The organism is Solibacillus sp. FSL R5-0691 (assembly GCF_037974225.1).
Lineage (GTDB): Bacteria > Bacillota > Bacilli > Bacillales_A > Planococcaceae > Solibacillus.
In genome coordinates, this window is record NZ_CP150231.1 from 1,267,287 (window position 1) to 1,283,895 (window position 16,609).

Annotated in this window: 13 protein-coding genes; 8 read left to right on the forward strand and 5 right to left on the reverse strand. The window is 38.6% G+C overall.

Annotated features, from left to right (window positions below; translation table 11 throughout):
• Nucleotides 1-261: 261 nt before the first annotated feature.
• Nucleotides 262-1,251: a S66 peptidase family protein gene (locus tag MKY51_RS06170; RefSeq protein WP_339175924.1), complete on the reverse strand. Its 990-nt coding sequence runs from the start codon at nucleotides 1,249-1,251 to the stop codon at nucleotides 262-264.
• 151 nt (nucleotides 1,252-1,402) lie between these two features.
• On the opposite strand from MKY51_RS06170, the gene glsA reads away from it, so the two are divergent.
• On the forward strand, nucleotides 1,403-2,323 hold the full coding sequence (gene glsA / locus MKY51_RS06175; protein ID WP_339175926.1) for a glutaminase A: 921 nt from the start codon (nucleotides 1,403-1,405) through the stop codon (nucleotides 2,321-2,323).
• A gap of 48 nt (nucleotides 2,324-2,371) precedes the next feature.
• Here the strand turns inward: glsA and abc-f are convergent, their stop codons facing one another.
• Nucleotides 2,372-3,832, reverse strand: coding sequence for an ABC-F type ribosomal protection protein (abc-f, locus tag MKY51_RS06180; protein WP_339175927.1), 1,461 nt, complete (start codon nucleotides 3,830-3,832; stop codon nucleotides 2,372-2,374).
• A gap of 395 nt (nucleotides 3,833-4,227) precedes the next feature.
• Between abc-f and MKY51_RS06185 the strand changes: the two genes are divergently transcribed.
• From MKY51_RS06185 to MKY51_RS06205, 5 genes are all read left to right on the forward strand, one after another.
• A complete protein-coding gene (locus tag MKY51_RS06185) occupies nucleotides 4,228-4,962 on the forward strand; it encodes a DUF2087 domain-containing protein (protein ID WP_339175928.1) in 735 nt (244 codons plus the stop codon).
• A gap of 13 nt (nucleotides 4,963-4,975) precedes the next feature.
• Nucleotides 4,976-5,326 (forward strand): DUF6176 family protein, encoded by a 351-nt coding sequence (locus tag MKY51_RS06190; protein ID WP_339175929.1) that lies wholly within the window; start codon nucleotides 4,976-4,978, stop codon nucleotides 5,324-5,326.
• A 188-nt stretch (nucleotides 5,327-5,514) separates the two neighbouring features.
• Nucleotides 5,515-6,564 (forward strand): YeeE/YedE family protein, encoded by a 1,050-nt coding sequence (locus MKY51_RS06195; protein WP_339175931.1) that lies wholly within the window; start codon nucleotides 5,515-5,517, stop codon nucleotides 6,562-6,564.
• A gap of 13 nt (nucleotides 6,565-6,577) precedes the next feature.
• Nucleotides 6,578-6,802, forward strand: a complete 225-nt coding sequence (locus MKY51_RS06200) for a sulfurtransferase TusA family protein (RefSeq protein WP_008404823.1) — start codon at nucleotides 6,578-6,580, stop codon at nucleotides 6,800-6,802.
• Nucleotides 6,803-7,385: 583 nt separating this feature from the next.
• A complete protein-coding gene (locus MKY51_RS06205; protein WP_339175933.1) occupies nucleotides 7,386-9,305 on the forward strand; it encodes a penicillin-binding transpeptidase domain-containing protein in 1,920 nt (639 codons plus the stop codon).
• 61 nt (nucleotides 9,306-9,366) lie between these two features.
• Here the strand turns inward: MKY51_RS06205 and MKY51_RS06210 are convergent, their stop codons facing one another.
• Nucleotides 9,367-10,056: a metal-binding protein ZinT gene (locus tag MKY51_RS06210; protein ID WP_339175934.1), complete on the reverse strand. Its 690-nt coding sequence runs from the start codon at nucleotides 10,054-10,056 to the stop codon at nucleotides 9,367-9,369.
• A 95-nt stretch (nucleotides 10,057-10,151) separates the two neighbouring features.
• Complete coding sequence (locus tag MKY51_RS06215) at nucleotides 10,152-11,162, reverse strand: DUF2332 domain-containing protein (RefSeq protein ID WP_339175936.1); 1,011 nt, start codon at nucleotides 11,160-11,162, stop codon at nucleotides 10,152-10,154.
• A gap of 111 nt (nucleotides 11,163-11,273) precedes the next feature.
• Here MKY51_RS06215 and MKY51_RS06220 point away from each other — a divergent pair, with 111 nt between their 5' ends.
• Complete coding sequence (locus MKY51_RS06220) at nucleotides 11,274-12,140, forward strand: LysR family transcriptional regulator (RefSeq protein ID WP_339175938.1); 867 nt, start codon at nucleotides 11,274-11,276, stop codon at nucleotides 12,138-12,140.
• A 52-nt stretch (nucleotides 12,141-12,192) separates the two neighbouring features.
• Here MKY51_RS06220 and MKY51_RS06225 read toward each other — a convergent pair whose 3' ends face one another.
• Nucleotides 12,193-12,654 (reverse strand): DUF2691 family protein, encoded by a 462-nt coding sequence (locus MKY51_RS06225; RefSeq protein WP_339175941.1) that lies wholly within the window; start codon nucleotides 12,652-12,654, stop codon nucleotides 12,193-12,195.
• A gap of 330 nt (nucleotides 12,655-12,984) precedes the next feature.
• On the opposite strand from MKY51_RS06225, the gene MKY51_RS06230 reads away from it, so the two are divergent.
• Nucleotides 12,985-16,596, forward strand: a complete 3,612-nt coding sequence (locus tag MKY51_RS06230) for a dynamin family protein (RefSeq protein WP_339175943.1) — start codon at nucleotides 12,985-12,987, stop codon at nucleotides 16,594-16,596.
• Nucleotides 16,597-16,609: the final 13 nt, after the last annotated feature.

Sequence of the window (16,609 nt, forward strand, 5' to 3'; positions counted from 1 at the left end):
TGTAAGGCGGTGTTTGAAATGTTGTATGCTTTGGTAGGGGCAACAGTGATCGTTTATGTGGCAATTGGAAACTATGTGTTAAAAAATACAGCGAATTAATCTATAAAATAATGAAAACTATTCATCGCATTGTCCCATCGGCAATGCGATTTTTTATGTAGAGTAGATGTATATTTCTGAAATGAATGAAAGGTATATAGTAAAGGCTATTGAATTAGGAGTTCAATAGCCTATTGAATGCTAAAAAGTCTCCTTAAATGTTTAAAGCCAATGTTCAATACATGTAATGGATTGGTTGATTGTATCCAGACGGATTTTTTTCCCGATAGCCAAAGGGAACATCGGGTGGGTATGGGCACAATCGACATCAGAAAGAATAGGAATTGTTTTTCCATCAAGCTGTTCCAATAATAGATCAAGTGGCTGCTTGCCTGTCCCTTCATCATCAAAGAGCTCGTGTTTTCCAAGAATAATACCGCCAACTTTATCGAAAATGCCGTGCAGTTTCAACATTGCAAAGTTCTTTTCTACAGTTGCCGCACACTTTAACGAATCCTCAATCAGTAAAATATCACCTGTATTAATAACAGGGAAATAAGGTGTCCCGATAAAGCCGTACATTGTATTATTATTGCCGCCAATTAAACGCCCTTCTACAACACTTTCATGAACACCGATCCATTTATTTGAATAGAGTGCTTTCGGCTTTTCGAAATCGAGCCAGTTAATCATTTCATCTGACCAAACATGGGGCATAGGAACGGAGTACGGAATGCTCGGCTGACAGAAATAGCGTTCGAAATAATTGTATGTTTCATGGACTAGCGGCTCAAATTCACCGAACGAGGGGATGAGTGCCGGCCCGTAATATGTAGGAATATTTGTTTTAGCAAAAAGAGCCAATAAAATTGCAGTAGTATCCGAGTAGCCGACCACAATTTTCGGGTTATTTCGAAACGCTTTGTAATCGATATAGGGAAGCAAACTATTCGAATTTGTCCCGCCAATCGACGACATGATCATTTTAATCGATGGATCTCTTAGTAGCTGGTTGAATTCTTCGGCACGTTCTTTTGGCGTTCCTGACCGATAGCCATCCTGTTTTCCTGTAAGTTTGCCCTCGGTAATCTGAAATCCTTTTCCCATCAGAAATTCTTTTCCGCGATTGTAGCGAAGCTTTGCGTTAGCCGTTGCCGGTGCAGAAGAAGAGAAAATGCCAATATTATCTCCACGTTGCAATGGTTGAAACATATCATCACCTGTCTTTGCAAATTTATAGTTTTGGCTATATGTTAAAATTATACAATATATTCAAGCGGAAAAAAGGAAATAATAAATGGAGAGTAGGGTACATGATTGGAAAATGAGGAGGTGAAGAGCTAGTTACGGCAACTAGTATCAAATGAGCAAATTACAAAAAATTTATGAACAGGCAAAACAAATGACAGCAAGTGGTAAGGTCGCCTCGTATATACCAGCGCTTGCTGCAGCAAATAGCGATTTGTTTGCGGTGAGTTTACTAAGTGCAGAACAGGAAATCGAATTAGGTGATTGTACAGAAACTTTTACGCTTCAAAGTGTCGTGAAAGTAATCAGTTTTATGGTTGCTGCAAATCATCACGGTATCGAGGAAATCATGCATTATGTTGATGTGGAGCCGACAGGAGACTCATTTAACTCAATTGTACGATTGGAAGGGCATAATAATAAACCGTTCAACCCGATGATCAATGCAGGGGCGATAACAATTGCTTCGTTACTTCCGGGTGAGACAATGTTCGAAAAAGTGAAATCTGTGACGACTTATTTAGAACGCATGATCGGAAAGAAAGTGCATATTAATAATGAAATCTATTTTTCGGAATACCAGTCAGCTGATTATAATCGGGCAATCGCCTATATATTACAGGCGAACGGTTTCCTGAAATCCGATGTTGAGGAAGCTCTCCAAGTCTATTTACAGCTTTGCTCGATTTCAGTAGATGTGTCAGATTTAGCGAAAATGGCCTATTATTTTGCGACTAACGGAAAAGATAGTGAAGCTTGCTGCAATAAAGAGGTCATTAATATTGCAAAAGCATTAATGCTCACATGTGGAATGTACAATGCATCCGGAAAATTTGCGGCATTTGTGGGGTTGCCGGCAAAAAGCGGTGTATCCGGTGCTATCATTGCCGTTGTACGTAATGGGGAAATTGAACAACTGCAAGGCCCGATTGGAATCGGCATTTACGGACCAGCTATTGATCAGGTCGGCAATAGTGTAGCAGGCATCGATTTTTTAATGAATCTTTCAAAGGAATATGATTTATTTTGTTTATAATAGGAAAAGGAACATCCCCTCAAAAATGGGGTATGTTCCTTTCTTAGTTTAACGATAAGGAAGAAGCTCAAAAACTTTTGTAGCCGTATTCTTTACAAATGTTGCGTCATGCTCCACAAACAATAAAGTCGGCTTAAAATGAGCAATCATATTTTCGATCTGCTGCTGGTTAAAAACATCCAAATAGTTGAGCGGTTCATCCCAAATATAAAATTCTGCTTCGCGTCCAAGCGACTTTGAAAATTCGACTTTCTTTTGCTGACCCATGCTCATCTTTTCAATTGGCACCTGAAAAACATCGCGGTCAAATCCGAAAATACGTAGATTGTTTAAAAATAGTGTGTAATCGATTTGCTGTTCAAAGGCAAAGTCTTTTAACAGACCGCGATTATCCTCGTAATTTTGGCGGATTACACTCGTGGTCAACCCATTTGGCATAATTATTTCACCCTCTACAGTACCGGAAAATGTCCCTTGCAAATATTGAACAACTGAGGTTTTACCACTGCCGTTCGGTCCGACAATGGCAACTTGCTCCCCTTGGAAAATTTCAAATGAAATAGGCTCGAACAGCGGTTGATCGCCGTAGCTCAATGTAAAATTTTTCACCCGAAGTACGGGATTCCGGTGGCTAAATTGACAGTTGATCGTCAAATCGCTGATTGTTTCAATATTTTTCAGCAGCTTCGTTTTGTTCTCGATTTTCTCCTGTGTACGTTTTTCAATTGCTTTTGCTCGCTTATTCATACGCTTTGCAATGGCATTCCCGAACGGATCATTACCTGAAGGCTTTTCACGCTGCGCAGCCCAGTTAGACTTTTCGCGGGCCGTTTTTTGCAGACGGCTGATTTCAGCGTTTAATGAGCGATTTTGCTCGAGCTCAAACTCGTCCTGCAGCTTTTTCTGCTGTTCATAGATTGAGAAGTTCCCTTTGTATAGGCTAAGTTGGCTTTTTTCAATCGCCAAAATATGTGTAACCACTTCATCGATAAATTGACGGTCATGACTGACGACGATAAAGCCCTTTTTCTTCTTCAAATAGTTTGCAACGGTGGTCCGGCCTTTTATATCAAGATGATTGGTTGGTTCGTCAAGCAGCAGAAAACGGTTTTCCTCACAGAAGACTGCAGCAAGCATTACTTTTGTTTGTTCTCCGCCAGATAATTGTTCAAATGGCATCCATAACAACGATGGATCAACCGACAAAAGCTGGCATTCCCGTTCGAGCTTCCATAGCTCAACTGCCAGAACTTCATCGATCGCATAATACGCACTTATTTTTGGATCGCGAATGACAAGGGGGAAGTAATGGAATTCTTCATCACTCGTTACTGTTCCACTGTACGGTAATTTGTTCTGCAGCAAATGGAGCAAAGTCGTTTTTCCGCGACCATTCCGGCCTATCAGACCAAGCTTCCAAGTATTATCAATTGTTATGTTAATGTTTTTAAATAATGGTTCTTCAAGTAAGTCATAGCTAAACGATACATTTTTCATTTCTATTGGCATATATGCATACCTCCAAATTTTAAATTGAAAGTATACGCATTCACACTGAATACATTAAATAAAAAATCCTTCTGAAAAAGTCAGAAGGATTAGTAATCATACGTAAATAAGCCTTTAAGTTCGCTAAAGGAATATAAATGGGCAGACTAATCCTATTTTATGTGAAAATGCGTATACATTTTTACGTGTAAAATAGAATTATTTAATCATCAGCCATTCATCTTCCCTTCCTGTAAATTATTAGTAGTATGCCATAGAATTTTTTAGAATTCAACCCTCTTCATAAGGGAGCTATAAACTTCAAAAAAACCGAAATAAAGGGAAAACATTTTATGGTAAACAAAAATTAAAAATGTTTACAAATAACATAACGTATACTATAAATGTTAATAGAGGTGATATTTTTGGAAATTCAAAATATTTCAACGGAAGTGCTTGTAAAGGGTTATGAGATGAAAGAGGAATATTATGAGTGTTTGTTTTGTGAACAGTCCTACCATTCAGATGAAGTCTTTCCATACGACAATCGGTTTCTGACAGCGGAAGGCATGATGAAAATACATATGGAGCTCGCACATACATCACCATTTCACGCATTGCTTGCTTTAGATAAAAAAATAAGCGGGCTGTCGGATGTTCAAATTGAAATGATGCAGCATTTCTTCGAAGGGAAAACCGATCAGGAAATAGTGAATGCCAGCAATTTGTCGAGTGTATCGACAGTTCGCCAGCACCGCTTTAAACTGCGCGAAAAGGAAAAACAGGCGAAAATATTTGTTGCCCTCATGCAGCTAATGAAAAATCCTGATCAATATCAAATTCATAAAGAGGCGAGACAGGTGGACGAACGTTATAGTGCAGAACAGAAAGAACGGGAAAAAGTACTGACTACCTATTTTAAAAACGGGTTGGACGCGGGAATTGAAACGATTCCAAGTAAAGAAAAGAAAAAGCTCATTATCCTGCAGCATATTTTAAAGCGTTTTGATAAAGAAAAGCACTACCATGAAAAAGAAGTAAATAAAATTTTAAAGACTGTCCACGAGGATTTTGTATCGCTGCGCCGTCATCTGATCGAGTACGGGTTTATGGAGCGCAGTGACGATGGTTCCGAGTACTGGGTGAAATAATAGGGGGATTTCAATGAAGGTAGAGCTGACACGATATCGGGTAAAGAACGGTAAAACATCTAAAGTAAAAGAATGGATGGATTTTTTAAATCATCATTTGGAAGATGTGCTCATCACTCTTGAAGGAGAGAAAATGTATGTGGAAACAATTTTTCATGAACATTTGAACGGGGAAGAATTTTTATACTGGTATTCGGTGCAAGGAAGCGGTGGGGTGGATGTAGAAGATTCCACACATTGGATTGATAAAAAGCATCTTGAATACTGGGAAGAATGCATCGATGAAAACTTTGGTTCCATTGATTTGAAAACAGAAGTCGTAATGATTCCTGAAAAAGTCCGGGCTAGTATGCTAGAAAAATGATTTTATTGAAAAACGGTTTTATTTTGCAGGTTTTTAATAAAATACTTTCATTTTCGTTATTTAAACGTGAAAACCAACTAAATTTATACGATTATCTTAATCTTAAACAAAACACTTGTATTATGGCAGTAAAATATTATATTATATCCCTATAGATAAACTTGGTTTTAAAAATAGGAGGAATTATTTTGTTGCAAATGGCAATTACGGGTATCCTATGTGGTGCTCTTTTAGGTTTTGTGATGCAACGTGGACGTTTCTGTTTAACAGGCGGTTTCCGTGACATGTACATCGCAAAAGATAATCGTATGTTTTATGCTTTACTAGTAGCCATTGCAGTTCAAGCGGTAGGGGTATTCCTACTAATTGAGGCAGGGGCGTTTGAATATACAGCAGGTCAGTTCCCATTATGGGCAACAATTGCTGGTGCATTTATTTTCGGTATTGGGATTATTTTTGCTGGTGGCTGTGCAACAGGTACTTGGTATCGTGCAGGTGAAGGCTTAATCGGAAGCTGGATCGCATTAGCGTTTTACATGTTGATGGCAGCAATCATGAAATCAGGCCCATTAGCGCAATTCACAGTTGATGCACGTACTCCGGTAGTCGGTACGGATTCAATTGCCGATACATTTGGCATTAATGTCTGGTTTTTAGTCATTCCATTTGTTGCATTAGTGGCGTTCATTGTTTACCGTGAATTACGCAAACCACGTGTGAAAATTCCAGGCTTGAAACCTAAGAAAACAGGTTTGGCACATATTTTATTCGAAAAACGCTGGAACCCTTATGTGACAGCAACTTTAATCGGTTTAATCGCAACAGTGGCTTGGCCGTTAAGTGCGGCTTCAGGACGAATCTTCGGTTTAGGGATTACAACACCTTCAGCAAACATTCTACAGTTTTTAGTAACTGGGGATTTAGATATCATCAACTGGGGTGTATTCCTTGTTATGGGTATTTTATTCGGTTCTTACTTCGCAGCTAAAATGAGCGGTGAATTCCGATTACGTACACCAGATACAAAAACAGTTGTACGAAGCTCTGCCGGCGGTATTTTAATGGGATTCGGTGCAAGTCTTGCAGGCGGCTGTTCAATCGGGAACGGTCTTGTCATGACATCTATGATGACTTGGTCAGGATGGGTTGCTTTACTATTCATGATTTTGGGTACTTGGACAGCATCGTATTTCGTATTCGTGCGTCCATCAAAAAAACGTGCAGTAGCGCGTGCTTAAGGAGAGAATTTACATGAAAAAAACATTAGAAGTATTAGGTATGGTTTGTCCGTTTCCGTTAATCGAAGCAAAAGAAGCGATTAAAGAGTTAAACACAGGCGATGAGCTGGAAGTACAGTTCGATTGTACTCAAGGTACAGAATCAATTCCACGCTGGGCAGCTGAAGACGGCCATGAAGTAACAAACTACGAACAATTAGGCGAAGCTTCTTGGACAATTACTATTAAGAAAAAATAATTTTTGAGTTACAGGCAGCATCTCGATTATGAGGTGCTGTTTTTATTTGGGTGGTTGTGCATATTACCCGACACTAGGGTTAGGGAAAAGAATTTTTAGTGCGCTTTTAAGGCAAATAAATGATTTAACGCTATGGCGGACCTTTTATTAGAACAATTGCGGGAATTATTAGAACAATTCAGTGGGATATTAGAAGATTTTACGTCGATATTAGAAGAAAGTGAACCGATCGCTGCTTTTGCCTAGAAATTTGTATACCTAGTGCTTGGTTTGGAGTTTTATTAGAACAATTCAGCAGTTTATTAGACAAAGTGCGGGTGATATTAGAAGATTGGAAGGTGATATTTGAACATCGTGTCCACTTATTAGAACAACCAGAAGATATATTAGATAATCGGGATTTTATTAGAACAAATAAAATTATATTAGAACATTTCCGAATTTATTAGAAAATCTCATCCTCATCCACAAGCACACCGCTAAAAATAAAAAGGGACACATTTTACCTCCTCTAGTGAATTCACAAACTATGCTTGAATAGAATTTCACCTTTATTCATAACGTGAATAATGAGGTGAATTTTTTGAAGTGGATTTCAACTATTTCCAAAAATAGATTAAGGTTAATCTTTTCAGCTTTTATTCTTTTCGGGGTTATTGTTTTTATCAAACTGTTTTATGTGCAAATTATTCAGCACGATAAATTAACGGAACTTGCAAAATCGAATTGGGATCGCGAAATCCCGTTTTCTTCAGAGCGAGGGGAGATTACGGATCGAAACGGTAAACTTATTGTGACGAATGAATTAGCGCCGACGCTTTATTTCATGCCAACCCAGAATGATAATATTGAACAAGCGGCAAATCAGGTTGCGGAAGTACTTAATTTGGATGCGAAAAAATTATATGAAAAAATGAATTCCAAAAGTTATCTCGTCAAACTTGCACCGGAAGCAAAAAATATTTCATACGAACAAGCTGTTAAAATTCAGGAACTGAAAATTGACGGACTATATAGTGGTGTAGATTATGACAGGAGTTATCCGTACGGGAATCTGTTATCACGGCTGGTCGGATTTACGGGATATGATTCGCAGGGGCTGGCAGGAATTGAATATCAATATGATAGACTTTTAACTTCCAAAGATGCAGCGATCAAATTGTTTACTGATGCAAAAGGCAAGCCATTACCACATGTAAATGATGAGTGGCGGGAAGGGAAGCAAGGAGCAACGGTAGGCTTAACGATTGATGTGGAAGTTCAGAAAGTGATCGAACGAGAATTGTCTCAAGCGATGACAAAATATAATGCGGAACAGGCGCTGGCCATTGCGATGAACCCTAAAACTGGGGAGATATTAGCTCTTTCTTCATACCCTACATACGATCCTTCTAAGTTTGAAGAAGTTGATTCATCTATTTATAACCGGAATTTACCGGTATGGATGACATATGAGCCGGGTTCAACCTTTAAAATTATTACATTGAGTGCTGCTGTTGAAGAAAATGTAGTAGATCTTGAAAAAGACACTTTTTTTGATAAAGGCTATACGATGGTGGAAGGTGTAAGACTTCGCTGTTGGAAGCGGGAAGGTCATGGGGAAGAAACATTTTTACAAGTAGTTGAAAATTCCTGTAACCCTGGATTTATCGAACTGGGACAGCGAGTTGGTGCCGACAAATTAATGAAGTACATTAAAAACTTCGGGTTCGGTCAAACAACCGGTTCCAATATTGCCGGAGAGTCATCGGGTATATTATTTTCAGAAGAGGCGTTTGGACCAGTCGAGCATGCCACCACTTCTTTTGGGCAAGGGATATCGGTGACGCCGATTCAACAAGTTCAAGCGGTTTCTGCAGCTGTGAATGGTGGGAAACTCTTTACGCCGTATGTTGTGTCAAAAGTATATAATCCGGAAACGGGAGAAGTCGTCCTGGAAAATAAGCCGACCTTAAAACGCAATGTGGTCAGTGAGGAAACTTCTAAAATTGTAAGAGACGCGCTGGAGTCCGTTGTAGCAAATGGGTCAGGTCGCGCTGCATATCGTGATGGACTTCGCATTGGCGGGAAAACGGGTACTGCCCAAAAAGTAGAAAACGGACGCTATAAGGATGGGGACTATATTGTATCATTTATTGGTTTTGCACCAGCAAATGACCCTGAAGTTGTCGTATATGTAGCGGTTGACAGTCCAAAAGGGGAAACAGTGTTCGGCAGCACAATTGTAGCACCGATTGTTGGGCAGATTATTGAAGATATCGCACCGATTCTGGGAATAGAAAAAGACCGTGAAGGCCAACTGGAAAAGCAATATCGCTGGGGAGATGAGTTGACGGCGCGCGTACCGAATTTAGTCGGTGTACCTGTCAATGAAATAATGGAGATGGAATATCCTTATCAAATTAAAGTACATGGAGAAGGCGAGACTGTAAAAGCGCAGTTACCGGAGCCGGAAAGTGTATTAGAACTAGATGGCACGATTCATCTTTATTTAGAAGAATAAAAAAAAATATAGAAGAACAACCATTTCCTCAAGAGCAAATGGTTGTTTTTTTGTACATTTTTTAATGTGCTATCATCTCGTGTGCAATCTCATGGCCATCCATATTTGAAGGATAATAGGTTGGCCAATTCGTTACTTCTTTTAATAAGGCTTCACGATCATCTCCCCAGTAGATGTGGTAATGCCCTGATTTTTGAGGTGCGATAATATGGTCACTGAACTGAACATAAGCGGGGACGCCTGTTTCATCGCCGACATGTTTGAAAATAAACCGGACACCGCGATTACCTTTTTCATAGGTTAAAATTTCATAACCATCATATGCGTATTCTCCTTTATGCGCGTGACCATGATCATAAAATGTAATAAAACGATCTTCAATGACAATTCGGTTCGTAGTAGTCTTATAGCCAGTTTCATAATAAGATTTAATATCCTCAAATGTTTGGCTTTCATCATGGGAAGCCTTATGTTCAAATACTTCATCCAAAGTGCCATCTTGCAAATAAGAGTAGACCGATTGCCAGTCGCCGCTCCAATCGCTTAATGGTCTGTCCTGTACTTCTTCGTCTTCAAAATAACCGTTATAAATTTTTTCCTGTTTCTCATTAATTTCATGTTGATGATCATGAGCCTTTTCTTCTGTTACATCATCCGCAGTTGCCTTGACCTCTTCTTTAGAATTTTCAGCACAACCAACGAGGATAAAGCCAAATGCTAACATACTTATCCAATTTAATTTCCTCTTCATACACTACCTCCTAAATAGTAACTGTTACGATTTACAATTTTATATAGTTGATACATACTTGTCAACATAAATCGTAATTATTACTATTTGCAGAGTTAATTCCAACAAAAAAACTTCCCGTGCCCATCTGTATTTTGAAATATCTTGATGGTTTTAGTAATACCTGCATCAATGAAATCGACATGTAAATCTTTATCCTCCATATTGTTGTAGACATGATAAATGCTTTGAATATGGCTTAGTTGCTGAAGAAGTGTCAATAATTCTGATTTTAATGTAGCGGAAAACTGGTTTGCGACATGTGTGTGGAAAATAATTATCTGGCTATTTTTAAATTCATGAGATTCAAATAGAGAGGGAATAAGTTTTCTGAAATCCCCAGTCAGTAACAGCTTGGGATAATGCCGGTGAATCGCCCTTGCTTGATCTAAATTTTCTTTGCGTCGAATTTGCTCAGGCCAAATGAGACTTTTCAGCCATAAATATTCATCCGAATCTTGTAAATCAATAATATTTAAATCAATCCCGATGCGGTGTAATATGTTCAGGTTTTTCACAGAAGTTAAAGGAGTACCGTAGTTTTTTGCAAAAACCGTAAGCGGGCTATTTTCATTGCCGAATGAAATCGACGGTTCCTGTTCTATTTCATACCGATACCCATCCAAATTAAGCAAAAGTCCTGCACTTGTCCCAATTTCCATTAATGTTAATGGAAGTTTTGCTTCTTCTGCGATTTCCGAGAAGATCGGGTAAAGATAGCTGCCCCGCTGTACTTCATTTGTTTGAACGGATTTCGTCTGAAACAACTTTAACAGTTCATCGGAATGCTGTGTACAGAAGTCAGTGAGCAACTGAAAGCTTTCTTCCAAATCTACCACATTGGGATTTTCGAATAGTTGTTTTAACGGCGTTTCAATTTGAGCTGATAAATACTGCACAGCCCCAAAAAATAAATTAGGCTTCGGCTGTGACTTCGGTATATGCATAATAAGATTTAACAGCTGCTCGTCTGTTTGAATCCTCTGTGACCAATATTCGTAAAGCGGGCTATTGTTTTTTGCTTCATGGCTGGCGAAACGTGTGAAGGCGGTTACTAAATCTTTCACTTAAAACACCTCATTTCATATAGTGTTTACAGTGTATAATAGACTTAAAATTAACGGAATTAATGAATTTTAATCGATTTGATTAATAATATTAATAAGAGGGGAATCGATATGGATATAAAATGGCTGAAATCGTTTATAGCGGTTGTTGAGGAAGGGAGCTTTCGAGCAGCGGCAGAAAAACTGTATGTTTCCCAGCCGAGTATTACTGTACATATGAAATTATTAGAGGAACATTTACAGGTTCAATTGTTTCACCGAGAACATACAAAGGTAAAGGTATCGGCAATTGGCGAAAAATATTACCCAATGGCAAAAAAACTTGTGGCTCAAATAGAAGCAAGTACGAAAGAAATTCACCTGGAAGCCCTGCATCCGGCTGTACCATTAATAATTTCCGTCTCACCTGCATTGCTTTATACGAATTTATTAGAGCGAATACATGACTTTATTGAAGAAAATCAACAATATAATGTAGAAATTGTATTGGAAGATCAAATGCTTTTAGAGAGCGCGATTAAAGAACAGCGAATAGATGTAGCATTAGGTTTACATAAATTCATTTCTAAAGACTTTCATTCGGAGCGCATTGACCGTTCTCCATTAAAACTTGTCCATTCTTCTAAGTTACAGCTCACGGAAAAGCAGTTGGATTTACAGCTTAAAGCACTTTTTGCTGAGCATCCGCTTTATATAGGGTATTTAAATGAACATACCCCTGTAGTTGAATATTTAAATAGTGAGTACGTTATTAAGAAATTCCACAAAATAAAAGATGTTATTTTTGCTATTAAATTGATTAAGGAAGGTTTAGGCATCGGGCTATTGCCAGAAAGTTTGATTTCAGATGAGATTGAAGCGGATATGTTAAGGGTAGTGGATATAGGAACTATTGCAACGATTTATCCGGTAGATATTTATATGAGCCACTTAAGAAATTCGGCTAAAATTAGTCCTTTAACGGGTTTTATACGATAAATGAGTCGTTGAGGAATAAGTGAAGCATCATTAAATTGCTTCACCTATTCATTCAAAAGGAGGTCAATGTTGTACGAAGGTCATTTTCATCTGTAATGTATTCAATATTTTCGTATCCATTCTGAACCACTTTTCTATATATACGATCCGTTATATGTTCATCTTTTGCATAGATCGTTACATAGGAACTGTCAACTATTAACAGGGCAATTTCACATTGGCTCACAAGAAAATCTTCATATGTAAATATGTCCTGCACAGCTGTATGTTCTTTAAATGCTTTCAAGTCTGCAAATATAACATAATAGTCCTTTGCAGTGATTTGGTTGTAAAGGTCTTCACCGGTATATGTATAAGGCTGCGGAAACATTGCTGCTCCTAGCTGATTGTTTTCAATATAATATGCCTCTCCGTCACCTGCCTTCCAAAAGTAATTTTTAATATTGATGTCCTCTAAAATGTCATATAAATAACGGCCGTATTCGTTCGGTATTTCAAAAGACAAACCTCTCATGGTTCATCATCTCCTCTCACAATCATTTAAAAAATCGGCGATATATTGCTCCAATCTTTTTATTTTCTCATTATACTGATATTATGTTGGGTATTGACGTGATTTTATAAATCTATACAATACATTCATGAAAATGAATTCAAATGCGCATAATAAACTGGTTATTCCAAAATAGCAAATTAAGCAGAAAACAGCTAATATTTAATGGAAATATGCGGGAAACAATAATTTTAAAAAAATACTAGCCGATTTTCCGGGCTAAGCATGTTACTATAGAAATGTGACGAATTTAAGGCAAAAAGATATAAATTGATATAAAGGGGTAGTAATATGACGATGTTTGACGAGAAAATTCAGGGATTGTTACAGCAATCGGCATTACAATACATAATTTATAAAGAAAATGAAGATACAGAACGAATTGAAAAGCTTCATTTATTTGCACGCAAGCTTTTACAAAAGGAATTTGTTATCGGGTTTGCCGGTCACTTTTCTGCAGGTAAATCAAGTATGATCAATGCGCTTTCTGGAGAAAACATTTTAGCGACAAGTCCAATTCCGACAAGTGCGAACATCGTAAAAGTGCATAAATCTGATGAAGATTTTGCGATTCTATATTTGCACAATGAAAAGCCGGTAAAATTTGAAGCTGGCTATGATATTAAGCAAGTAAAAGAACTGAGCAAAAACGGTGAATTGGTATCACAAATTGAAATTGGACACAGTACATCGAGCTTGCCTGAAGGGGTAACGGTAATGGATACTCCGGGTGTTGACTCAACTGACGATGCACATGCAATGAGTACGGAATCTGCATTGCATATTGCCGATATGGTATTTTACACAATGGACTACAACCATGTGCAATCAGAACTGAATTTCCAATTTACTAAGCAATTGATGAAATACAATCCGAATGTATATTTAATCGTCAATCAAATCGACAAACACCGCGAAGCTGAACTATCATTTGAAGATTTTAAACAATCCGTTCACAACTCGTTTGCAGCTTGGGGTGTTTACCCGAAAAATATTTTCTTCACTTCACTGCGTGAAAAAGAGCTTCCGAACAACGATTTTGATCAAGTAAAGAAAATCGTCATGGATTCGATGAACGACTGGCAGGAACAATTAATTTCAACTGCAGAAAATACGTTAACAAAGCTTCAGCATGAGCATGAAGCGTATTTGGAAGAAGAAAAGCAGGATCGCTTCACTACGTATGCTGAACTCGTTTCTGAAGACGACTGGCAGCATCGTGATGATATTTTGGAGCAATATGAAAAGCTGACGCGTCAAACAGAACTATTCTCGTTTGATGTATTTGATAAGCAGTTCGATGAAAAACGTAAAGACTTGCTTGCTAATGCGGCGATTATGCCGGCAGATGTACGTGATAAATTACGTGCTTATTTAGAAAGTCAGCAAGAGGACTTCAAAGTTGGCGGACTGTTTACAGCGAAAAAGAAAACAGCAGAAGAGAAAGCACGACGTCAGGAAGAAGCATATGCAAGCTTTAATCATGTTGTCCAATCTCAAATTAGCGGTCATATTAAAGCATTGATGAAACAAGCATTAAAAGATGTTGGTGCATTGAACGACGAACGTGCCGCAAGTATTGACAATAAGGAATTTAATTTCCCATTCTCGATTATTGAAGATCAAGTACAAAAGAGCGCGGTCATAACGGGCGATGCGGTATTAAATTTTGCAAATCGTGTATCGGATGCGACAAAGCGTTACTTTATTCAAACAACGGATGCGTGGAAGCTAGAGCAAAAAGATACATTGGAACAGGTTGCGCGTGAAGCGGCAGCACCAGTTAAGCTTAAAATTAATGCTATGTCTGAAAAGGTGCATGCACTTCAGCATATTATGCAAATCGAGAAATTCCAGGCATTCAGCAGCACATTGATGAAACAAGTTTCCAATGAAATTCGCGCGGAATCCAAAATTTATTTGGAAAACTGGAAGCGTGAACATGAGCAGGCATTGAAAGATATCCGTCCATTTGATGAGTCGATGTTACAATTGAAAGACCAGGAAACAGAACTTGCTGCTGAACAGATGCAGGAAAAAGCAGGTTCAGGTTTGAATGTTGATAAAGTAACGGAAAAAGCATTGAAGACGGCGCATATTATTAAAGATGTACAAGGCTTCAAAGAAGTGTCCAGCTTCCTGACAAAAAAAGTGGAACGTCTGCAAAAACGCGACTTTACGATTGCCTTATTCGGTGCGTTCAGTGCGGGTAAATCAAGCTTTTCAAATGCCTTGATGGGTGAGCGTGTTTTACCAGTATCACCAAACCCGACGACAGCAGCGATTAACAAAATTCGTCCTGTCACACCGGAACATCCCCATGAAACAGCCGATGTTCATCTGAAGAATGAAGCGCAGCTGCTGGAAGATATTCAAGGCTCGTATGCAGCGATTGGCCTTCAAGTATCATCACTGAAAGAAGCGTATGATCGTGCAGAAGAAGGGCTGGCAGTTCCATTAACAGATGAGCGTCTGAATGTCCATAAATCATTTATCCGTGCATATTCGGAAGGTTATGAAACATTTATCACTAAACTAGGCACAACATTACGTGTTAATCGTCATGATTTTGAAAAATACGTAGCACAGGAAAACCGCTCTTGTTTCGTGGACAATATCGATTTCTACTTTGATTCACCACTAACACGTATGGGCGTAACATTGGTAGACACACCGGGTGCCGATTCGATCAACGCGCGTCACACTGGTGTAGCATTCGATTATATTCGAAATGCCGACGCCATTCTTTTCATTACGTACTACAACCATGCATTCGCAAAAGCGGACCGTGAGTTCTTAATCCAGCTTGGACGTGTAAAAGATGCATTTGAACTGGATAAAATGTTCTTTATCGTAAATGCGATAGACTTGGCTTCTACAATGGAAGAAGAGGAAGAAGTAAAAGGTTATGTTCGTTCAGAACTTCAGCGATTCGGTATTCGTTTCCCAAGACTGTACGGAGTATCGAGCTTACTGGCCTTAAAAGAAAAACAGGATCAGCTTGAACATCAGTCAGGTATGGCACCATTTGAAGATGCATTCCATCATTTCCTGAATGATGAACTGATGGGCATTGCGGTACAGGCACTTCAAGAAGAAGTGGATAAAACAGAAGCACGTCTGAAGGATTTAATTACACAAACCGAAGAAAACTTGAAACGTAAAGATGAGCGTCTTGATGAATTGGCTCATTTGGAAAAGCTTGTGCGTTCAAAATTCCAGTCAACGCAGACAGCCATGCTTGAAAGTGAAACAAAACAGGAATTGGATGAACTGTTATACTATGTACTGCAACGTGTGTACTACCGCTATCCGGACTTCTATCGTGAAAGCTATAATCCGTCCACATTCGCGCAAATGCCTGCTCAGCAAGCATTGCAAACAGCTTTAAAAGAAGTGCTTCAGGCATTGAGCTTTGACTTCGCTCAGGAATTGCGTGTAACGAATTTCCGCTTAGCTCAATTTGTTGAGAAGAAAATGAAGGAATTGTTCAAAGATGAAGCACGTGAATTAAAAGAATTGAACCCAAGCTTTGCATTTTTAAGCTATGAATCAAAAGAGCCGGAGATTTTAGATTTTACTGGTCCATTTACGGATTCTACACCATATGAAGGCGTAAAATCACACTTTAAAAATGTGAAGGCATTCTTTGAAAAGAATGAAAAAGAGCAATTGCGTGATGCCTTGGAAAAATTAACAAAACCAGATGCACAAAGTTATCTGGATGTGGAAAAGGCTAAAATTATGGAGTGGGCCGGCAGCTATATCGCCATTGAAGCAGAAGGATTGCGCCAGCATATGCTTGAACAGGCAGTCGAGCAAATTGAAACAGAACGTTTGTTACTTCAAGAAGAAAATCGCTTAGCTGTTTGGAAAGATATTTACGCGCAACTACAAGCGTAAGGAGGATCTTTTT